The following is a 20,149-nucleotide window of genomic DNA, read 5'->3' on the forward strand; positions in this document are numbered from 1 at the left end:
TTACTGGAGCGATACATGAGCAAACAAAACGTCGCACGCGTGACCGTCGATCACGACCGTCATGGGGAACCGCATAGCCCCCAGTCATCGGCTGCCGATGACTCCCTCTCGCATCACAGGAATGCCAGGAGCACCTCGTTATTCGATCCGGTCATCGTCTGGGAAGCGTTGATCGAATCCTTCCGCAAGCTGACTCCCTCTCAGCAGTGGAAGAATCCGGTGATGTTCGTGGTGTACGTGGGCAGCTTGCTGACCACCGTGCTGTGGGTTCAGGCGGTGATGGGGCAAGGGGAAGCGCCGGCCGGATTCATACTGGCTATCACCCTTTGGCTATGGTTTACGGTGCTGTTCGCCAATTTCGCCGAGGCGGTCGCCGAGGGGCGCAGCAAGGCCCAGGCTGCCTTCCTGCGCAGCGCGAAGCGCGATATCGCCGCCAAGAAACTGGACGATCCGCGCTACGGCTCCAATTATTCGAAGGTTGCCGGCTCCGCCTTGCGTCGCGGGGATGTGGTATTGATCGAGGCGGGCGATTTCGTGCCGGGCGACGGCGAGGTGATCGAAGGCGTCGCATCGGTGGACGAGAGCGCCATCACCGGCGAATCGGCGCCCGTAATCCGCGAGTCCGGAGGCGACTTCAGCTCCGTCACCGGCGGCACCCGGGTGCTGTCTGACTGGCTTGTCGTGCGGATTACGGTCAATCCCGGCGAGACCTTCCTGGACCGCATGATCGCCATGGTGGAGAGCGCCAAGCGGCAGAAGACTCCCAACGAGATCGCACTGACCATCCTGCTGGTCGCGTTCACACTGGTCTTCCTCAAGACCACCGCGACCTTGTTGCCTTTTTCACTGTACAGTGTGGAAGTAGCGAAGGCAGGTCAACCGATCACGATCACCGTTCTTGTGGCTCTTTTGGTCTGCCTGATTCCCACCACCATCGGAGGACTGCTGTCGGCCATCGGCGTGGCGGGCATCGGCCGCATGATGCAGAAGAACGTGATCGCCACTTCTGGCCGGGCCGTCGAAGCAGCCGGTGACGTGGACGTCTTGCTGCTGGACAAGACCGGCACCATCACCCTGGGCAATCGCCAGGCATCGGCCTTTCTGCCGGTCGCCGGCATCCTACAGCAGGATCTGGCTGACGCCGCGCAACTGGCCTCGCTGGCCGACGAGACGCCGGAAGGCCGCAGTATCGTCATTTTGGCGAAAAACAAATTCGGCATCCGCGAGAGAGACATCCAGTCGTTGGGAGCTACCTTCGTGCACTTCAGCGCCCAAACCCGCATGAGCGGCGTCAATCTGCAGGGCAGACAGATCCGCAAGGGTGCAGCGGACGCTATTCGCGCCTACGTGGAGGATCAGGATGGCAAGTTCCCAAAAGATGTTCAGGTGCTGGTCGATGACGTCGCCCGCCGCGGCAGCACGCCGCTGGTGGTGGCCGACGGTCCCAAAACTCTGGGCGTGATCGAGCTCAAGGACATCGTCAAGGGCGGCATCAAGGAGCGGTTCATCGAACTGCGGCAGATGGGCATCAAGACCATCATGATCACGGGCGACAACCGCCTCACCGCGGCCGCCATCGCCGCGGAAGCGGGGGTCGACGACTTTCTCGCCGAAGCCACGCCGGAAGCCAAGCTCAAGCTGATTCGCCAGCATCAGGCGGACGGACGTCTGGTCGCCATGACCGGCGATGGTACCAACGACGCTCCGGCCCTTGCCCAGGCGGACGTGGCGGTGGCGATGAACAGCGGTACCCAGGCGGCCAAGGAAGCCGGCAACATGGTGGATCTGGATTCCAACCCCACCAAGCTGATCGAGATCGTCGAAACCGGCAAGCAGATGCTGATGACTCGAGGTGCGCTGACCACCTTCAGCATCGCCAACGATGTTGCAAAGTACTTCGCCATCATCCCCGCGGCGTTCGCCAGCACCTACCCGGCGTTGAACGTATTGAACGTGATGCATCTGGCGACCCCGAGCAGCGCCATCCTGTCGGCGGTGATATTCAACGCGCTGATCATCATCGCGCTGATTCCCTTGGCCTTGAAAGGCATCAAGTACAAACCGGTTGGTGCGGCCACATTGCTGCAAAACAATTTGCTGATTTACGGACTGGGCGGTCTGATCGTGCCCTTCATCGGCATCAAGATCATTGACCAGGTGTTGGTCGCGCTGGGGTTGGTATGAAAGGCGGAACATCCATCACTGTCGAGGTTGTGCGCGCTGTTAAGGCCCACCGTTACTTTTGGAGCACCCTATGATTTCGCATCTCAAACCGGCGATTGTGTTGTTCGCCATCCTGACGGTCATCACCGGCATCATCTATCCAGGCACCGTGACCGCCCTGGCTCAGCTTCTGTTCTCCCATCAGGCCAATGGTAGCCTGATTTCGGATGAGAACGGCAACCCAGTCGGATCGGAACTGATCGGCCAACCCTTTAGCAATCCCAAACATTTCTGGGGCCGGCCTTCGGCCACCGCCCCCTATCCCTACAACGGCGGAGCTTCCAGCGGTTCCAATCTGGGGCCGAACAACCCGGCCCTCAGCGATGCCGTCAAAGCCCGCATTCAGGCGTTGCAGGAGGCAGACCCTGGAAACACGGCGCCGGTGCCGGTGGATCTGGTGACGGCCTCCGGCAGCGGTCTGGACCCGCACATCAGCCCCGCGGCGGCGGCCTATCAAATCAGTCGTGTCGCGAAAGCGCGGCATCTGGACAAGAAACAGATCCAGGATCTAATTGCCGCCCACACGAAAGGCCGGCAGTGGCTGGTTCTCGGCGAACCGCGCGTCAACGTGCTGCAACTCAATCTGGCGCTAGACGCCCTTGAGCAGCCGAAAAGCCGTTAGACGAATGGGATCAGCCGTTCTTCCGGCCGAGCCCCTGAAAAATACCATTACTGAACAGTCACAAGAAGACTCCGACCCATGCCATTTTCCTCTTTATGCGTTGAAGCGCTGTCCTGGTTTAGCGACCTTTTCAAAACGCTGGCCCGTCAGAAGAGCCTGGGCCATCTCGTTGTCATTGCGCTGCTTGTCGCGCTCGTGTTCGGGGTGATTCTGTATGTGATCGATGACAACGTCCACTCGCCGCTGGACGGCATCTGGTCCGCCTGGGTCACCATGACCCACGTCGGGTTTGGCGACGTGGTGCCGGTTTCGTTTCTGGGACGCCTGGTGGCCGCCGGCTTGATTTTGTTCGGGCTGGTGCTCTTCTCACTATTTACGGCAACGCTGTCGGTGGCGCTCATCGGGGGGAACATTGAGACGCTGGGCCAAAATCTTCGGCAGGTCGGCGACGATGCCGGGCGTATCGAACGGGGTGAAGAACGGATTCTGCAGGAACTGGAGAAGCTGAACGAACGTCTGCGCGCGTTGGAAGATCAGCTGTCGACCTTGAACGCCCAGGAAGAGTAGGGAATGAGCGGTATCGTCCGGCTCCATGCGCCGCATGACCCCAGCGGCGCGCCATTTAACGGTCCGGTGACTCTGGACGATTCAAAGGCAAAGGCACTGGATACGCGGCCCCTGGATGGCCAAAAGCCCACGAGCCAGGGGGCCTTGCATTGCCCTGATCATGTCCGGCATTCCCAAAGCCTTGTTGGAATTAGAACTGTTCGCCCAAGAGCGGGGGCTTCGCCGGGGCCCCTGTGCGACGGATCAACAACTCCAGGCAGCGGCGAATCAACAGGCGCTGCGCAATTGGGTGACGGCGCAACTGGCAACCGACTGTGAGGTCATTGCCTGAGATGACATTGCCATGGGCGAGGCCGTGGTCATCGAAGCCGCTTTGCTCGCAACGCGTCGCAATCACCAACTGGCCGCCAAGCGGCTGGGATACGGACGCAACGAGCTGACCAGGAAGATCGAGACGATGACGCTGCCTGTAAGGTCGAAGCCGCAACTATTTTTACAGCACAGGTGGTGAGCCCCTCATGCAGATAGAACGCCCGGACCCGGATGAATTGCTGGCCAAGGTCGAACGGGAGACAGCGAAGGCGAAACGCGGCCGACTCAAGATTTTTTTCGGCGCCGCCGCAGGCGTGGGTAAAACCTACGAGATGTTGCTGGCCGCCCGGGAGCGTCGGGCGGAGAACGCGGACATAGTCATCGGCCTGGTGGAAACCCATGGGCGCAAGGAAACCGCGGCCCTGCTGGAAGGTCTTGATGTGTTGCCTCCAATTCAGGTCCAGTACCGAGGCACCACCCTGCGCGAATTCGATCTGGATGCCGCCCTCAAGCGCAAGCCGTCCATCATCGTGGTCGACGAATTGGCGCATAGCAATGCGCCCGGCTGTCGGCACCCGAAGCGGTGGCAGGACATCGAGGAGCTCCTGGATGCCGGTATTGACGTGTACACGGCGCTCAACGTCCAGCACCTGGAAAGTTTGAACGACGACATTGGTCAGATCTCCGGCATCCGAGTCTGGGAAACTGTGCCGGACACGGTGTTTGAGCGGGCGGATGAAGTCGAACTGGTGGACCTGCCTCCCGACGAACTGTTGATGCGCCTTAAGGAAGGCAAAGTCTATCTGCCACAACAGGCTCAGGAAGCCATCAACAATTTCTTCCGCAAGGGCAACCTGATTGCACTGCGAGAGCTGGCGCTCAGACAGACCGCCAACCGCGTCGATGCCCAGATGCTGGACTATCGCGAGGATCACGCGATCCGGGATGTGTGGCAAGTCAACGAACGCATCCTGGTGTGCGTCGGACCCAACGAATTGGCGGAGCGCCTGATCCGGGCCGGAAAGCGCTTCGCGACCGCGTTGCGTGCGGCGTGGCTCGTGGTCTATGTGGAAACACCGCAACTCGAGCGTTTGTCGGCCGAGAGGCGCGACGCGGTGCTGCGTGTGTTGCGCCAGGCCGAGCAACTGGGTGCCGAGAGCGTGACCCTAAGCGCGCCAGAGATGAGCAAGGCTATCATTCGCCTGGCACGCGAGAGGAACGTCACTAAGATTGTGATAGGCAAGCCGTTCCGACGTGGCTGGCGGCGCTGGCTTCTGGGCTCCGTGGTCGACACCCTGATTAGTCAGGCGCACAACATCAATCTATATCTGCTCGGCAGTCCGCAGGGGGAGGGAGGCAGTACCGAAAAAGAGCTGACCCTTTACCGCAAACGTGCGCTTCCGGGGCTCAGTAAACGTCTATCGCCGCGCAAGAAGAACTACTACCAGAGCTATGTCTGGGCCGTAGTGGTCACCTTGATCAGTACGCTTATCGCGCGCTTGATGCACAGCCGGTTTGAAGTGGCCAATCTGGTCATGGTGTTTCTGCTGGGTGTTGTGTTCACCGCCGCACGATTCGGACGAGGGCCTTCGATTCTGGCCTCCTTTCTCGGCGCGGCTATATTGGATTTTTTCTTTGTTACGCCGTATTTCAGCTTTTCCATTGCCGATACCCAATACCTGGTGACTTTAGCGGCCATGCTGATCATCGCCATCCTGATCAGCCATCTGATGGCCAATGTTCGCTCACAGGCCAAAGTGGCTGCGCATCGGGAACGTCGAGCGACCGTTCTCTATTCCATGAGCAAGGAGCTTGCAGCGAGTCAAAATGAGGAGGAAGTGGTGCAGGTTGCGGTGCGCCACATCCATGCCGAATTCAGTAGCCGCAACGTTATCCTGTTCCCGGACGTCCACGGCCGCATCGTTTATCCCAGCGAACGCCCGCTAACGGAATCGTTGCCTGGCGCGGACCTCAGCGTCGCGCAATGGGTGTTGGACCACAACGAACTGGCCGGGCAGGGAACGAATACGCTGCCGGGCGCCAACGCGGTCTATTTTCCCCTCAGCGGCTGGGACCGAGTCTTGGGCGTTTTGGCCTTGCAGCCCGTCAACCTGCGCCGTGTCTTCCTGCCCGAGCAGCGAAAACTGTTGGAAACCTTCATTCAGCAAATTGCCCAGGCCCTCACTCGTGTTCGCTTTGCCGAACAGGCCAAATCATCGCAACTGCAAATGGAAGCCGAACGGCTGCGAAATTCGCTGCTCAGCGCCATATCCCATGATCTCAGGACGCCGCTGGCCACCATCATGGGCTCGGCAAGTACATTGGCAGAGGGCGATGAACGCTTGAAGGCGGAGGAAAAAATCCAACTAAACCGGGACATCTTTGAGGAAGCGAAACGGATGTCTAGTCTGATCAACAACATCCTGGATATGGCGCGACTCGATTCCGGATCCGTCGAACTCAACCGCCAATGGTATCCGCTGGATGAGATCATTGGCAGCGTGCTGAGCCGGCTGGAAAAGCCACTGCACGGGCGAACCGTGAAGGTTAAATTGCCGCCAGGCGTGACTATGGTATACATCGATGCCGTCATGATCGAACAGGTACTCGTCAACCTCTTGGAAAACGCAGTGCGTTACACGCCGGAAGACAGTCCCTTGGAAATTACGGCGGTCTCATCCCCCTTTGCGGTGGAGATCGCGGTAGCCGATCGAGGTCCCGGCATTCCCAAGGGCAAAGAAGAGCAACTTTTCCAAAAGTTTTATCGGGTCCGACAAGAGGCCGCGCAAAGCGGGGTTGGACTGGGGCTTTCCATCTGCCGGGCCATCATTGAGGCCCATGGCGGTTGCATACAGGCGGAGAACAGGTCGTCCGGAGGGACTGTCTTTTCCTTTGTCCTGCCGATCGATCTGACGCCGCCGGTCATGGAGCAGGAGGAACATCTGTACGCCGAAGGACACTGATCCGACATGTCGAGTCAGGAGCCTGTAATCGTCGTCATTGAGGACGACCCGCCCATTCGCCGCTTTTTGCGTACCGGCCTCGGTTCTCATGGCTTCAAGGTGTTCGAGGCGGATACCGGGCAGCGCGGTATTATTGAGGCCGATACGCGCAAACCCGATTTGATCATCCTTGACCTGGGGCTTCCTGACATGGACGGCATCACCGTAGTCAAGGCCGTGCGCGAGTGGTCGCAGACGCCAATCCTCATCCTGTCCGCGCGTGATGCCGAACAGCAGAAGATCGACACCTTGGACGCTGGTGCCGACGACTATCTAACCAAGCCCTTTAGTCTCGGCGAATTGTTGGCAAGAATCCGGGTTGCGCTCAGACATGCGTCGAGAACGCCCGGTAATGACCCATCCGGAATTTTCGTCGCTGGCGACCTGAAAGTGGATCTACAAAATCGTAGGGTATATCTCAAGGATCAGGAGGTAACACTTACACCCATCCAGTATCGTCTGCTTTCGGTCCTGGTCAAACATGCCGGCAAAGTGTTGACCCATCATCAGCTCGTCACGGAGGTGTGGGGGCCTAGCCACGGGGATTGCCTGCATTATCCGAAGATATACATGAGCCAGCTGCGGCAGAAGTTGGAAGAAGACCCCGCCCATCCTCAACACTTGGTGACGGTCTCCGGGATTGGCTATCGGCTCAAAAGCGACTAGCGTGATTTGTGCAAAGAAAAAACAGAGCGGTAAAATATTACCAGCATCTTACCACAGCTTTAAAAATCTTTACCGCTAATTTATCGCTGCCGTAATAGACTGTCTCCGCTTTCACTACAGCGAGACAAATCAATGGCGCAGCAAGCTTATTTTGGGATTGACAGTGACGATGACAATACCTGGGTACTCGCCCAATGTCTGGATGGAAAAACCATTCTGGTGCAGCGATTCCGGAATACAAACGATGGGTTGGATTCGCTGAAAAGATTCATCAGAGATAAATCCGGACGACCTAGGCTCTGCATAAAACTGACCAATAAATCCACGCTTGATTTCCTGAAATACCTTAGCGCCATTCCCGATATAGAAGTCATCTTCGTCAATGAGGTCGGCTTCCGGCAGTATCAACTGAGCATGACCCATCACGCCTCATCATCCAAATCGTTCCGTGCTGAACTCCTGGCACACTGTGCCGAACGCATGATTTGAAACTGCGTCGGCATTCAAACGTTTTCTAAGACCGGTGTATTCCCGGCAAAAGCAAGACCGGAATTTTCCGATTCGATAAATTCCGAGGGAGCAAACCCATGGTACGCGCCTTCTTGACGCCAGCGGTGATGGCGTCTGTGGGATTTTCATCGCCTTCCAATGCCGTCCATCTGACTGCTTGCGGAGAGGCGTCGTATTACGAAGGACGCACAACGGCCAGTGGCGTTTTGGCTGGAGCTGGCCGAGCCGCCCATCGGTCGTTGCCTTTTGGGACGCGACTCAATGTCACGGATCTCGACACGGGGCGTTCAACGATCGTCACGGTAGCTGATCGTGGGCCATTTGTCGGCGGCCGCATCATCGATCTCAATCCCAGAGATTTTGCGGCTCTGCGTCAGTTGCGACATGGCATCGCCCGGGTGTGTGTGGCGGTCGTCAGCGGCGCCTCCTGATTTCCAATCGCTACTCAATGATCGACTGGGGCGAATACGCAAAGCGATTGGCTGGATCGATGTCCATCGTCGATCCGGTTGGCGCCATCCCCGTTTTCCTTTATCTGACGGTGAGCCGATCGCCGGAAGTGCGCCGACGCATCGCATTCAATTGCGCATCGGCGGTCAGCCTGGTTTTGCTTGGGGCGCTCCTTGCGGGTGAACACGTGTTGTGCTTGTTCAGCATCAGCGTGCCGGCATTCCAGATAGCCGGCGGGGTGCTGATCATGACGATGGGCACATCGATGCTGCATGCGTCGCCAGACCGGTCGCGGCACACGCCGCAAGAACGCCTGCTGTCCTACGACAAGGCGTCCATCGCCGTGGTGCCTCTGGGAATTCTACTGTTGGGCGGTCCCGGCGCGATGAGCGCCATCATCGTCTATGCACACGAGAAATGCTCTTGCTGGCAGCATTACCTGTTGGTCAGTTTGGCCATTGGCACTGTAGCCGTTGCAGTGCTGGCGGCACTTTGGATGGCGCCTATGATCGCTTCGAAACTAGGCAAGACCGGCGTTAACGTGATTACGCGCGTCATGGGCTTGATCACCTTTTCCATTGCGGTGGAATGCATCGCAAAAGGATTGACCGAACTGTTTCCCGCTCTGGGAAAACCCGCCTGAATGTAACAAGGCTCACACATTTACTGATCACTGATGAACACGATAAAAGGCAGCATTGTCGCGCTGGTGACTCCGATGACCACAACCGGCGCGCTCGATCTTGAGTGTCTGGATCGGCTAATTGATTTCCAGCTTGAGCAGGGAACGGATGCCATCGCGGTGAATGGAACGACGGGCGAGGCCGCAACGCTGGACGTCCACGAATCGCTGGAGGTCATTGGCAGAACCGTAAAGCGTGTGGCCGGGCGCGTTCCGGTGATCGCGGGAACAGGCACCAATTCGACGACTAAGACGATCGCTCTGACCAAGCGCGCCAGGGATATCGGCGCGGACGCTTGTCTTCTACTGACTGCCTATTAAATCAAACCCACGCAAGAAGGTCTTTATCGTCACTTCATGGCAGTCGCAGAAGCCGTGGACATCCCACAGATTCTCTACAACGTACCGGCGCGGACCGCCTGTGACTTGCTGCCGGAGACCGTAGCGCGGCTGTCTACCATGCCACGAATCATTGGCATCAAAGAAGCCAGTGGCAGCCTGCCGCGCATGAAAGAACTGGCAGACTCCTGCCGTCCCGGTTTTCTCTACTACTCAGGTGATGACATCACCGCGCGCGAGGCCTGTCTGTTGGGGGCAACAGGCGTGTTCTCGGTAACTGCAAACATTGCTCCACGGTTGGTGCATCGGATGTGTTCGGCCGCCGCAGCCGGTGAAAGAGCAAACGCGATGGCCATCCACGAGCATCTAATCCCTCTTCATCACGCGTTATTCGTCGAATCGAACCCTATTCCCGTCAAATGGGCACTGCACGAAATGGGCCTCATCCAGCCAGGCATTCGGTTACCGTTAACCTGGCTTTCGGAACAATATCAGGGCCCATTACGACGTGCCTTGCAGCAGGCAGGAAACTGACAACGTTAGGTATTCGGCGATAACCAAGAGGCTTTTCAGATGAATTGATAGCCCCAAAATTTTTACTGTTTTTTTAAAGTTACGCCCAAGATTCTTACGGACATTTTACCAGTGACTTATTAACATTCTTCAATGGCAATACATAACTTGCTTTTATAAGTACTCGTAAAGCCATTGTTTGTACCATTCACATTCGTAAGTGGCCGTAGCAAATGAACATAAACTACTTTGTATGGGAGAAGGATGGGCACCCGAAGGTTTGGTCCGTGGTCGAAGGAAAAGCCCAGGCTCTTGGTGAGTTTACTGAGAAACTGGAAAGTATTCAATATGAAAAGCCCACTGATGAACAACTGAGGGCGGAACTGGATATGGTCGGTTGGTGTGAAGATCAGGCGCAGCTATTACCAGATTATTGGCGTTTTGCAAAAAAACATGAAATCGGGATAATCAGGCAACTGCTTTCAGTGCGAATACATTCGAAGCTGTCTAACGGCAGACGGAAGAAATTCAGTTTCACCATGGCGGTCTGAATTAGACCAGGATATTGAAATGATCAATAACTGGAAAATGGCAGGTTGCTGCGCCATGCTGCTTATTGCAAACCTGCGTACACAGGTTCTGGCAGATACTGAACATCTCGGTCAGTATGCGCTTCCACAAGATAAAACAATTATGGCTGTATGCAGGCAAGCTGCATTGGCAGAACATCCTGGGGTAATTCAGCAGGTTGAAGTCCGTAACACCATTGATGGCTTTCGATATTATTTCTATATCAGAGCACGCGATAGGACCACGTGGACAGTCATCTGCGACGGCGGAAGCCGAAAAATCATACGAGTTCAATATCAGGAATAGCATACTGCTCTTGTATACGCTCTGAAGTTGAATCAAAGGCAGCTGCGTAGAGGTCAGCTTTTTGGGTGGAACAGCCATTCCAACGACCAACTTACTGATAGCTCGACAGACCGAAAGTGGCCGAGACCGGCCTGTCGCCGTCAGGTAGGTGCATTCTTGTGGTACAGCAAAGTTCGAAATGCTTTGCGCCATTCGAGTGGTTGACTGGCAGTGGATTCATCTCTCTCAAAAGCTGCGTGACCAGATTGTGACGACGCCCAGGCATCTTCGGCGTATTTAGGTCACGTCTAGTCACGTTTGCGCGGTTGATGTGCTTTTAAGTGATTGAATTTAATTGCTTCATCTACGGGTAAAGGCCCTCATAATCCCTTGGTCCAAGGTTCAAGTCCTTGAGGGCCCACCATGTAAATCAGAGGCTTGTCTGCATCCGCAGGCAAGCCTTTTTTGGTGGTAGACATATAGTAGACGTTGCACAGGTCACATAACCTGCGTGTTTTATTCGGATGTCTCGGTTAAGAATGGCTGAGCTGCTGAAATTTATGGCTGGAAATGTCGGTCCTTTGTTCAGCTTAAACGGTCATTTGCTTGGCATGAAACTGACCGTTCACAAATGGCAGCTTTCTTCGAATTCTAAAGCCGTAGACTGACGGAACCGGCCACAAGCGGGCATCTACGCCGTATGGCGATTAGCAATTTGAACGACCGGAAAACTTAGAAAGCAGCCATTCCTGAACGACATGTATTGATTCGGGTCGACAACTGGAAAGGTATAAGGTTTGACGACAAAGCCAGGCTGCAAGCGGCAGCTACTTGGGTGCCGTGGCCATTCGTATGGTTAACCGGCAGCCAGGCTGGATGCCTGCTTATCGCCGGTTGCTGCATTCCATGTCGATTTCCGCATTGCTGCCATTCAAAAGAAGTTCGAGGCAGAGCTGTATTGAAAGGCTCAGGTATGGCGGCAAGGTGATTAGTGAATGCCGATTGGGACGGGAGTGATCGCAATTCACTGCTCTTCCACTTTACGAGATTTCGCCCTGAATACGGACGACCAATCCTGAGCCAGATTCACGAAGTCGGAAGGCATCAACACGATGGTGGTCGTGTTGTGCTCGGCACCCACCTCGGCGATCATCTGCATTCGGCGCAGTTCGAGCGCGATGGGATTCTCCGCGATTTGTCGGGCGCCCTCTGAGAGTTTCAATGAGGCTTCTTGTTCGGCTTCGGCCTTGATCAGCCGAGCCCGCTTCTCACGGACAGCTTCAGCTTCTCGTGCCATGGCCCGCTGCATGGCTTCGGGTATCTCAACATCTTTCATTTCCACCATCTCTACCTTGATGCCCCAGTCTTCGGTCGTAGCATCGACGATAGCCTGGAGGGCTTGGTTGATGGCATTGCGCTCCTTCAGCACTTCGTCCAGCAGATGTTGGCCAAAAATGTTGCGAAGGCTCGTCAGTGCGATTTGGTGAACGGCGAGGGAATAGTTCTCGACGGCGATGACGGCTTTTGAAACATCAGTAACTCGATACCACAGCACCGCGTCCACCTTGACGGTGACGCTGTCCTTGGTGATGGTTTCCTGGCGCTCGACCGTCACGGTACGGGTTCTAATATCGAGCAGCTTCTGCCATTCAATCAGCGGAATGATCCAGTAAAGACCTGGACCTTTGATCATCCGAAATCGACCCAGCCTAAAAACAACGCCTCGTTCATATTCATTGGCGATCCGAAATCCGGCCAGAATAAACACGGCAACAATGACGCTGGTTGTGATCATGTGATTTTCCGAGGCGGAATTTGGATGAAGGTATCCCTTTACGGCGCTATTGGCAAAGCCCAGAACCTGGCTAATACCGATGTTTCGATTGCTTTAGGTTCAAACCAAATTCACCGGCTCGGCAACAAGACTTCCATCGACTTTCCACCATAACCAAATTGCCGGTCTCGCGCCTGGACGATGACGGTTCGAGTGTTCGCCGGAATTGATACGCCATACAGATCCCGCGTGAAAGGTTGTTCGTTGGCGTGATCATGGACCAAGACTCTTTCCCCGAACACCTTGCCATCCGGAGCTGACACGCGAAAGGCATCGGCATAATGCTTCACGGTGTCATAGGGAGAGGAGAGGGTGACATCGAAATCATAGATTCGGTCTCCGCTGAGGCGGACCTTGACGTTCAAAACATCCGGAAATTTCTGCGCCCCCGATTCATCGGCGATCGAGAGGCCCAGGAACAAAACGGATAATGTTAATAACAGCGAGGTGAGTCGTTTCATCTTCAACTCCCGTCATTTTGCTGTGCCCGGCAGTTATTATCGGACAAGGGGCTGCGATTCTAGCGCTTTTGTTTGAACCTCTCGAAACTGACCATCGCGAGAATTGGGTTTAGCTTGGCTCAACTTCCATTCCTTGGAGCGTTCGTCCGGCTCTTACATAAAGCCCGACGAAGACCAAACCGCAGAAGATCGGAACCAGCACTGAAAGCATCAACAGCGAGATCATCAGCCCACTGATTTTGAGTGCTCGCGTTAGCCTGAAGACGGCATAAAGCTGGAAAGGGATGGTCATGAAAATCGCGGGCGGAAAGAATCCGATCACCCAGGCGACCATTGCCCAAACCATGAGCCGCTGACCGGCAGTTATTTCGTGGCGGTTCAGGGAAACGGCCAATGATGCCGGTGACGGTTCGGCAGGCGCCTGCAGAACGGGTTGGGATGGTTGATCTTCAGAATTCATCATCGTGCCTCGCTGCCGTGATTACTTTAGTATTGAGCTTTAAAACGGGAATAGCGATGCTTACTGAAACCCCACGATTTTTGATCATCCGCCACCAGTAGCCGTTTCTCGACTGGCTGATGACGGCAGCCCCAATGAGCTGAAAGACCTGACCCTGGCGCATCTTGAGGAAGAAGGTGATGCATTCTTGATTCCCGGCGACCCCAAAATCACTGATCACGCCCAGGCAGTCAAATGGGTCGAGAAGCGCTGGCAGGGATTCTTTGAGTATTTCTTGAACGGGTGGCTCACCGACGAGGCGCTCTGGCCGCAGAATCGATCCCTCAAGCTGTTTCGGCAATGGTTCCGGATTGAGTACCGGTCGATGGCCTGGGACATGGCGGCGGATCAACCCTTGGAGGTCGAAGATTGGGCCGACGAACACGAGGGCGAAGATTCAGAGAAACTTCCGCAGTTTCACTGAGACTTTTCATTGATTTAGGGAAAATGAAGGATGTCGGCTCACACTACGAGTGACCGTTCGAAGACCTCATGGTCGTTTCCTGGTTCTGGTAACGTTGCCTTCACCAGACAAAAAAATAGCCGCGCTTTTGAGGCGCGGCTCCTTTAACAGAACCTTAGGAGGGAGTATGGAACGTCAAAGGAAGAGGGGGGTCACTTGAATCAATTCCGCGTTCAATGACTAGGTTCAGGAAGATCGTTAGCGTCAAACCCAACTCGATTCGTCACTGTCATAGCTGAAATCATCGTTGGCCAGAAAGCTGTCATCGTCATTCTGCGCAAACTCGCTAGGAGATGAATCCCCGTAGTAATTATTGATGACCGTTTCCTCAGCCACCGGATTTCCCAGGCCATTGCTGCTCGATAACCAGCCGCCGCCGTTTTGATGATGCCCAAGCAGGTTCTCGATACCCTGAAACAGAAATGATCCCGCGACGACGCCCGCTGCCGTGGTGGCGATGTTGCCCAGGAAACTCGATGTGCCACTGGAAGGGGCAGGTGCCCAGCTGTTACCTGGCGCAGCGCGCGGAACCTGATAATTCGCGGTTCCGGGCACTGCATTTTGGCTAGGCGCGCTGTCGGGTCGAGCCGCCCAAGGGTTTTCGCTCAAGAATCCATCGCGGCTTCCGGCTCGGTCAGCCTGAAGCCTGGCAAGTTCTGCCTGAGAACGGTTCAAGGCCTGCTCCAGCAATAGCGCACGCTGCACCAGCAGATAGGCTGCATGCGGTTGCTTGGCCACGCTTTCGTTAATCAGGCGCTCCGCATCGGCATCGAAGTTTGAGACCGGTACCGAGGCTAGCTGGGTCAGGAATCGATTGAGGATCTCTTGCTCTTGCGGTGGCATTCAAATCTCCGATGGTCGTTCAGATGGGAATATCATGATCTGGAGAGCTTAAATCTAACTTAAGGGTTGGTTTAGGCCTGGAGTCAGCCAGCCACATCCCCTGAAAGCAAATTGGGGAGGGGATGTCGCCCGTACTCGGATTCAAGCCGCCCGGGCCCGAATCTCCGAGAAGTGTCAGTCCATGAGCAATTGGCCATTCTCCCAGACTGACCGTCGTCAGCGACTATGGGACAGAATTGAGCGGTTGAGGAAAGGAGAGTTTGGTTTCATCGTATGTCGATGAGGACGAAAGATGAAAGCCAAGCCAATGAAGCCGATAGTCACCAAGCCTGCCGCTGAGCAGATGGTTCGAGAGATCCTGCGTGAGACCCATTGACCATGAAAGGCAGGTAACAAAATGGAGCGGTCGGAGTCATCGGAAAGTCGAGTGAGCAACAGTCGGCCAATCCGGACTCTGGGGACATCCGCATTGCCGAACCCCCAGAAAAAACCACTTGATATACCTGGAAATTATACAGGCAAAAGTCAGTCTCCGGCGCCTGCGGCTTGGTCCGCCGTGATTCAAGAGATTTTGTTGAGAAGGTCATCGCCTGGCGAAAGTGGCCGTGATGTTGTCCTACTCGAAATAGTAAGTCGCTAATCAACAAGGATACCTAGCCTTTGTACATTGATATATAGATATATACAGATGGATCTAGGTTATTGACAGGTTTCTTTGCCAAGTCCATCATCAATAAAACTTGGCGTGTAACCTAGGCTGCATCATCCATACCCGAGAAAGGTGCGGCATTCCGATGATACTGCTTCATACGGAAGTGATCCCATCGACACCATCGTTGACGTAACCAACGCATTAGGACTGCCCCTGTGTCGACTGTTGAGGCAGCCACCTAGCCGGCGCGCACGCCATGGCTGCGACGACAATCGTCCATGGCTGCAGTTCAGACAGATGCGCATCGAGTACTTCCGCCTGGGGATGCAAGTACGCACAGCCAGATTTTGATCTGACCACTTCGCAGAGGAGCGAACCATGCCAGATGACGACAAGCCGAAGTCCAAAGGCCCGCAATGGGCCGTTATGGGCGGGATCGCTCTCAATGTGGAATACACGCGCAAATACGGGTTCGAGGCAACCGCTGCGGCGCGGGTCACCGCGAAGATCGTTGCCGTACCGCCCCCGATGGCGTTTCAGGAGGCGGTGTTGGCGGATGCGGCGGGACGGGCCAAGCGCGCCGCTCCAAAGCTGCCCAAGCCTACCCCACTGCCGGAGGTGCCGCAGCCGGACCTGTCGCCAAGGCCGCCCAAGCGTCATCATGACCCCAAGGATGGCGAGGACGAGCAAGTAGACGAAGATGACGATGACGATGACCGATTCTCCACGCTCGAGTTAATCATCGAGGATCACCCCAGCACGGAGTATTACTTTGATGACGGCGTGTTACCCCCATCTCGGGGAGTGACGTTGGACGATGGCACCCTCACCCACCGGGTATCGCGCCACTCCTCCTATTGCAGCATCACCTTCAGCGATGATGAAGGAAGCCGCCTTGAATTCCCGGTTATCCATGACGATGAAGAAGCATTCGCAGCCGGGGAATATGACGACGACGCCGATCTTACGGCCGATGATGACTTTGACGACGACGAGTGGCCGGTGGTGACGTTCCTCATCGAAGACCAGCCCAACAGCCCCTACACCCTCGATGACGGGATCAGCGAGCCCTCTTCGGGCGTGACGTCCGACGAGGGGTTGCTAGTGCACCCGGTGTCCCCGGATTCGACAGCCTGCACTATTCAATTCGGGGATGAGTTTCTAATCCGGTTTCCGGTTTATACCCGCGCCTAGATCATAATTGAGGAAATTGCCATGAAGGTAATCGCGTGGAAAACACCCATTCATGTGTCCAAGGTTTATCAATTTCAACTCAATTCTCCGGATCGTCCTGAGCCGATTGACTGGTACCAGATTCCTGGTGAGCATAAGATGCGGAAGTTTTTCGCCGACAAAAAGGATGATGTATTTACCTGGCATAAAGACATTGATGAAATAGACTTTGCGGGCTCCAAGAATGGAGGGGTAATTTTTATCAGAAAAAAAAGGGTGGTTCCTGGGGTCCCCAGAATTAGCTACGCCATCAAACTGGTTGAGGCCCCTGAGCGAGTATTATTCGCGGAATTCGTGCTGGGGCAGATTGCGAAAGCCAAGATACCTAAGAGCTTGGTGGTAGAATTAGATTGGGACAGCCTTGGAAATGACCTGCCGGCGAAGCTGGAACAAAAGTATTGCGGAAAAAATAAGCCGTTTGATAGAACGAGATTCTTTGCAGACTTGAACGGACTCGATGTGTCTGCAAGATTACTCCACTTTATTTTTTGTGATGGTTTGCTGAAACAAGAGACAAAAGATGAACTTAGGCTTTATCAATACATAACCGACTTCAGAAATAAATTTACTTCGTCCCAAAGCAAACCAAGGTATCTGATTATTATGAAGTCCCTGAAAGCCAGGGATGAGGAATTCCTTCCCTTTGATTACGAGGTGAGGCCATTCGACAAGCCAGAAGTTAAAATAACGTATTCTTATCGCCTAGATAATGGCGAAGATTTAATCGACGTACTAAAGTCGGTGCGAGGCTCAGATAAAATTACCTTGGGCGGTGTAGACGTTGCCAATCACATTAGTACGGCGTTCCCAGACTACAGGGAAAACAAAAAACTCCTTAAAGCTATAAGTCAGGTTTTAATTTCAAAGCAAATACTTTCCAATGAGAAATTAATGAAAAAGGCTGGCCGAGTCCTGGCCGTAGATACCGCTTTGGGCAATTCGGACCGATTTGAAGGAACCGAATTGGCAGCCAACATTGGCAATGTGTTTTTTTTCAAAAAGAAATATACAAACCGACTCGGCCTGAACAAAGACGATAACCCCGTTGGCGTCATCGATAATGATGCTTTTTTTCCTCTATTGAAGCGATTCGGAAATCTCGATAAATACCTCGCATTTCTATTGGAAAATGGTTGGTCCGATATCGATGCAGCCAATGATCCAGAGAATTTGTCGGCCGCGGGCATTAAACTTTCCAATCTAAAATCCTTGTTTTCGCAATTTGAAGAACATATCGCAATGGCGCTCGCGGTTGCACTAATGAGCCCTAGTCAACGTGAAAGTAAAATGGTACCGGAAATCTGGTCGGATGACGGGAAGCTTTTCGGGCATCCAGGAAAGTATAAGACATTTGAGAGTCCTTGGGTGCGTGCGAAAAGACAGGGATTGCAAGAAATAAAACATGTAACCCGGGATAATATTCTCGCATTGCTTTCCGATGACTGGAAACAAACTATCGCTTGGATGAGGGAAGGATTTGTTGAGGGAATAGCAGATTTGTTAAAGTTTTCAGAACTTAGGTACAAATCTGTGTGGGCACATCTGGTAGGATTATATGGTATTAATGGCTGTCAATCGGACTTTAAGTCATTTTTAGTGCGTCTCGAATATATGCGGCATGTGGATTGCTCAGGAAAATCCTTTGGGTTTATAACTAAAAACGGCCCAGCAGATCATAACGCTGTTGTTTTGGAGCTCAAAAATCAGCTACAGAAACGGACAGTACCAATTCCTGCGCTGGTGGAAGCGCTCAGTTTCGGGGTCGACACGAATCTAATCGATGCACACGAAAGGGATTGGATTGAGCAAAGCTTCCTAGATATCGATGCGAGTGATCAAACAAAGGTCTTAACGCGTTATTCCGCAGACCAAGTAAAAGACAAAAAACTCAAGAATAGAATAATGGCCATAAATCTGGCTTTGGCCATAAATTTCGCCAAACACATGGAAGCCTATGTTGATGTGGATGTCAGCGATCCACAAAGTCAGGCCACCAAGAAAAACGAAGATGTTACGAAAAGGTTTAACGTTAAAAAGTGTGATTTCACCAAGTCCAAATACCCAAAGGTAAAGACCGACCCTTATGATGCCCTAGGCGACGTGGTGGCTATGATTCCAGAGCCGCGTCGGAGCGATTTCAAGAAATTTATTATTTTAATATAGTCGCTGATTTGAACAGATAATTATCTAGCACCTAAGAACATTCTCAAGGGCCCTAACATAATCACGGCCGAAATGTTTGATCTCTCCGAAGACGGGTACCGCATTGTCATCCACTCCATCGGCACCGCCGGTGCCCGCATGGTTGGCGTCCTGAAAAAGGTGCTGCCCTACGCGGAGAGCAAATTGGCCGCCCTGCTGTTTCAGGCCCCGGCCGAGATCATGGCTGGCCTGACGCTTGAGCAGGCCGATGAGATCAACGCACTGCTCCGTTCAACCGGGCTCGACAGCCAGGTGATGGGCGCCGATGAGCCGTTTACGCCGGGCGACGGCAGCCACGAAGTCGCCCTGGCCATCATGGATGCGAGCCAGATGACCCTGGTGGCGCAGGTGGTGATGGACGTGCTGGGTGTCAGCCTGGACCAGGCGCGGACGTTGCTGTGCGCCTCGCCTACGGTGCTGGTGGGCAAGGTCTCGGCCAATACCGTCGATGCCTTGCGGCGGCGCTTCGCGCCGCTCGGCGTGGAACTGGACGTGTCGCGACCGGCAGAGGCGCGGTACGATGTGTTCCTGGGGGCGTGCGACGCGCGGGGCCGAGAGCGGGTCATACAGTTGTTACGCGATCTTCGGGTGCCGACCTTGCCCGATGCCGGAGATGGCCAGGAGCAGCCCGTGCTTGCGGTGGGGCTCTCGAAAGCGGAAGCGGACGCGCTTTGGGACCCGCTGCGCCGCACTGATGTGCCGCTGCGCCTGGTGAACCGCGACTTCGAGCGCTTCGACGTACGGCTGGAGGAGGCTGACGCGACCCCGGCGTTGGCGGATTTCCTGGTTAGCGAGGTTGGCATGCCCGCGGCCGTGGTACCCAAGGTGCTCGCCAGGCTGCCCATCGTGATCGCGCAGAACGTGCCATACGAGCGGATGGCCCAGCTCTTGGCAGGTGTTGCGGCGGTCGGCGGGCGGGCATCAGGCCACCTGCTGGCGTTCCAGACCTTCGGCCTCGTCGTGACCAAGGCGGGGCAAGTCACGGCGGCCGCGCAGCTTTTGCAGGCCCTCGGCCGGGTCAGCCCGGAGGAGGCTCTCGCGGCCCTGCCACCCGCCAGCAAGCCGGTGGGCACGATGACCGATCCACAGGTCCGCTGGCTGCAGCATGAATTGAAGCGCGCTGGCGCCGAGAGCCGGGTGGTGCTGCGCTGAACAACTGCGTATCGGGGAGGCGGACGCGCCAAGCGAATCTTGCGCGCCGCTGGCATGTCATCCGGTCCG

At 55.0% G+C, this 20,149-nt stretch carries 20 protein-coding genes and 1 pseudogene; 16 read left to right on the forward strand and 5 right to left on the reverse strand.

The genetic code is table 11. The features are described from left to right. Positions 1-15 precede the first annotated feature (15 nt). From kdpB to EK23_RS23450, 13 genes and pseudogenes are all read left to right on the forward strand, one after another. Positions 16-2,184 (forward strand): potassium-transporting ATPase subunit KdpB, encoded by a 2,169-nt coding sequence (kdpB, locus tag EK23_RS18570; RefSeq protein WP_082054336.1) that lies wholly within the window; start codon positions 16-18, stop codon positions 2,182-2,184. Between the two features lie 70 nt (positions 2,185-2,254). Continuing rightward, complete coding sequence (kdpC, locus tag EK23_RS18575; protein WP_045226897.1) at positions 2,255-2,845, forward strand: potassium-transporting ATPase subunit KdpC; 591 nt, start codon at positions 2,255-2,257, stop codon at positions 2,843-2,845. 78 nt (positions 2,846-2,923) lie between these two features. Further along, positions 2,924-3,412 carry a potassium channel family protein gene (locus tag EK23_RS18580; RefSeq protein ID WP_045226898.1) on the forward strand — a complete coding sequence of 163 codons (489 nt, stop codon included), beginning with the start codon at positions 2,924-2,926 and terminating at the stop codon, positions 3,410-3,412. A 160-nt stretch (positions 3,413-3,572) separates the two neighbouring features. Then, positions 3,573-3,743 (forward strand): hypothetical protein, encoded by a 171-nt coding sequence (locus tag EK23_RS23725; protein ID WP_158002546.1) that lies wholly within the window; start codon positions 3,573-3,575, stop codon positions 3,741-3,743. A gap of 12 nt (positions 3,744-3,755) precedes the next feature. Then, entirely contained in the window at positions 3,756-3,923 is a 168-nt protein-coding gene (locus tag EK23_RS22765; RefSeq protein ID WP_082054337.1) for a helix-turn-helix domain-containing protein, read from the forward strand. Between the two features lie 7 nt (positions 3,924-3,930). After that, on the forward strand, positions 3,931-6,687 hold the full coding sequence (locus tag EK23_RS18590) for a DUF4118 domain-containing protein (RefSeq protein WP_045226900.1): 2,757 nt from the start codon (positions 3,931-3,933) through the stop codon (positions 6,685-6,687). Positions 6,688-6,693: 6 nt separating this feature from the next. Further along, positions 6,694-7,392, forward strand: coding sequence for a response regulator (locus EK23_RS18595; protein ID WP_045226901.1), 699 nt, complete (start codon positions 6,694-6,696; stop codon positions 7,390-7,392). Positions 7,393-7,524: 132 nt separating this feature from the next. After that, positions 7,525-7,881 carry a response regulator gene (locus tag EK23_RS23445; RefSeq protein WP_145998732.1) on the forward strand — a complete coding sequence of 119 codons (357 nt, stop codon included), beginning with the start codon at positions 7,525-7,527 and terminating at the stop codon, positions 7,879-7,881. A gap of 98 nt (positions 7,882-7,979) precedes the next feature. Then, a complete protein-coding gene (locus EK23_RS22770) occupies positions 7,980-8,333 on the forward strand; it encodes a septal ring lytic transglycosylase RlpA family protein (protein ID WP_082054338.1) in 354 nt (117 codons plus the stop codon). Positions 8,334-8,392: 59 nt separating this feature from the next. Next, complete coding sequence (locus EK23_RS18605; RefSeq protein ID WP_235282203.1) at positions 8,393-8,995, forward strand: MarC family protein; 603 nt, start codon at positions 8,393-8,395, stop codon at positions 8,993-8,995. 33 nt (positions 8,996-9,028) lie between these two features. Further along, positions 9,029-9,907, forward strand: a pseudogene (gene dapA / locus EK23_RS18610) (4-hydroxy-tetrahydrodipicolinate synthase). A gap of 212 nt (positions 9,908-10,119) precedes the next feature. Then, a complete protein-coding gene (locus EK23_RS18615) occupies positions 10,120-10,437 on the forward strand; it encodes a hypothetical protein (RefSeq protein WP_045226904.1) in 318 nt (105 codons plus the stop codon). A gap of 19 nt (positions 10,438-10,456) precedes the next feature. Beyond that, the gene (locus EK23_RS23450) at positions 10,457-10,762 is read left to right on the forward strand and encodes a hypothetical protein (RefSeq protein WP_145998733.1); all 306 of its coding nucleotides are present in this window, start codon (positions 10,457-10,459) and stop codon (positions 10,760-10,762) included. 1,003 nt (positions 10,763-11,765) lie between these two features. Here EK23_RS23450 and EK23_RS18625 read toward each other — a convergent pair. From EK23_RS18625 to EK23_RS18645, 5 genes are all read right to left on the reverse strand, one after another. Continuing rightward, complete coding sequence (locus tag EK23_RS18625; protein WP_045226906.1) at positions 11,766-12,536, reverse strand: slipin family protein; 771 nt, start codon at positions 12,534-12,536, stop codon at positions 11,766-11,768. 110 nt (positions 12,537-12,646) lie between these two features. Beyond that, the gene (locus EK23_RS18630) at positions 12,647-13,036 is read right to left on the reverse strand and encodes a hypothetical protein (protein WP_045226907.1); all 390 of its coding nucleotides are present in this window, start codon (positions 13,034-13,036) and stop codon (positions 12,647-12,649) included. Positions 13,037-13,145: 109 nt separating this feature from the next. After that, on the reverse strand, positions 13,146-13,499 hold the full coding sequence (locus EK23_RS18635) for a hypothetical protein (protein WP_145998734.1): 354 nt from the start codon (positions 13,497-13,499) through the stop codon (positions 13,146-13,148). Beyond that, complete coding sequence (locus tag EK23_RS23455; protein WP_145998735.1) at positions 13,486-13,920, reverse strand: hypothetical protein; 435 nt, start codon at positions 13,918-13,920, stop codon at positions 13,486-13,488. Before EK23_RS23455 ends, EK23_RS18635 begins: the two co-directional genes overlap by 14 nt. A gap of 282 nt (positions 13,921-14,202) precedes the next feature. Next, the gene (locus EK23_RS18645) at positions 14,203-14,841 is read right to left on the reverse strand and encodes a DUF2076 domain-containing protein (RefSeq protein ID WP_045226909.1); all 639 of its coding nucleotides are present in this window, start codon (positions 14,839-14,841) and stop codon (positions 14,203-14,205) included. 1,030 nt (positions 14,842-15,871) lie between these two features. On the opposite strand from EK23_RS18645, the gene EK23_RS18650 reads away from it, so the two are divergent. From EK23_RS18650 to EK23_RS18660, 3 genes are all read left to right on the forward strand, one after another. Continuing rightward, positions 15,872-16,687, forward strand: a complete 816-nt coding sequence (locus tag EK23_RS18650; RefSeq protein ID WP_045226910.1) for a hypothetical protein — start codon at positions 15,872-15,874, stop codon at positions 16,685-16,687. 21 nt (positions 16,688-16,708) lie between these two features. After that, a complete protein-coding gene (locus EK23_RS18655; RefSeq protein WP_045226911.1) occupies positions 16,709-18,889 on the forward strand; it encodes a hypothetical protein in 2,181 nt (726 codons plus the stop codon). 72 nt (positions 18,890-18,961) lie between these two features. Continuing rightward, the gene (locus EK23_RS18660; RefSeq protein ID WP_045226912.1) at positions 18,962-20,080 is read left to right on the forward strand and encodes a hypothetical protein; all 1,119 of its coding nucleotides are present in this window, start codon (positions 18,962-18,964) and stop codon (positions 20,078-20,080) included. The last annotated feature ends 69 nt before the right edge of the window (positions 20,081-20,149 follow it).

It is taken from the genome of Methyloterricola oryzae (assembly GCF_000934725.1).
Taxonomy (GTDB): Bacteria; Pseudomonadota; Gammaproteobacteria; order Methylococcales; family Methylococcaceae; genus Methyloterricola; species Methyloterricola oryzae.

Bases quoted from the DNA above. Each gene is read 5' to 3' on its own strand.
- kdpB (WP_082054336.1), top strand. From the start codon at position 16: ATGAGCAAACAAAACGTCGCACGCGTGACCGTCGATCACGACCGTCAT.
- kdpC (WP_045226897.1), top strand. From the start codon at position 2,255: ATGATTTCGCATCTCAAACCGGCGATTGTGTTGTTCGCCATCCTGACG.
- EK23_RS18580 (WP_045226898.1), top strand. From the start codon at position 2,924: ATGCCATTTTCCTCTTTATGCGTTGAAGCGCTGTCCTGGTTTAGCGAC.
- EK23_RS23725 (WP_158002546.1), top strand. From the start codon at position 3,573: ATGTCCGGCATTCCCAAAGCCTTGTTGGAATTAGAACTGTTCGCCCAA.
- EK23_RS22765 (WP_082054337.1), top strand. From the start codon at position 3,756: ATGGGCGAGGCCGTGGTCATCGAAGCCGCTTTGCTCGCAACGCGTCGC.
- EK23_RS18590 (WP_045226900.1), top strand. From the start codon at position 3,931: ATGCAGATAGAACGCCCGGACCCGGATGAATTGCTGGCCAAGGTCGAA.
- EK23_RS18595 (WP_045226901.1), top strand. From the start codon at position 6,694: ATGTCGAGTCAGGAGCCTGTAATCGTCGTCATTGAGGACGACCCGCCC.
- EK23_RS23445 (WP_145998732.1), top strand. From the start codon at position 7,525: ATGGCGCAGCAAGCTTATTTTGGGATTGACAGTGACGATGACAATACC.
- EK23_RS22770 (WP_082054338.1), top strand. From the start codon at position 7,980: ATGGTACGCGCCTTCTTGACGCCAGCGGTGATGGCGTCTGTGGGATTT.
- EK23_RS18605 (WP_235282203.1), top strand. From the start codon at position 8,393: ATGTCCATCGTCGATCCGGTTGGCGCCATCCCCGTTTTCCTTTATCTG.
- EK23_RS18615 (WP_045226904.1), top strand. From the start codon at position 10,120: ATGAACATAAACTACTTTGTATGGGAGAAGGATGGGCACCCGAAGGTT.
- EK23_RS23450 (WP_145998733.1), top strand. From the start codon at position 10,457: ATGATCAATAACTGGAAAATGGCAGGTTGCTGCGCCATGCTGCTTATT.
- EK23_RS18625 (WP_045226906.1), bottom strand. From the start codon at position 12,536: ATGATCACAACCAGCGTCATTGTTGCCGTGTTTATTCTGGCCGGATTT.
- EK23_RS18630 (WP_045226907.1), bottom strand. From the start codon at position 13,036: ATGAAACGACTCACCTCGCTGTTATTAACATTATCCGTTTTGTTCCTG.
- EK23_RS18635 (WP_145998734.1), bottom strand. From the start codon at position 13,499: ATGATGAATTCTGAAGATCAACCATCCCAACCCGTTCTGCAGGCGCCT.
- EK23_RS18645 (WP_045226909.1), bottom strand. From the start codon at position 14,841: ATGCCACCGCAAGAGCAAGAGATCCTCAATCGATTCCTGACCCAGCTA.
- EK23_RS18650 (WP_045226910.1), top strand. From the start codon at position 15,872: ATGCCAGATGACGACAAGCCGAAGTCCAAAGGCCCGCAATGGGCCGTT.
- EK23_RS18655 (WP_045226911.1), top strand. From the start codon at position 16,709: ATGAAGGTAATCGCGTGGAAAACACCCATTCATGTGTCCAAGGTTTAT.
- EK23_RS18660 (WP_045226912.1), top strand. From the start codon at position 18,962: ATGTTTGATCTCTCCGAAGACGGGTACCGCATTGTCATCCACTCCATC.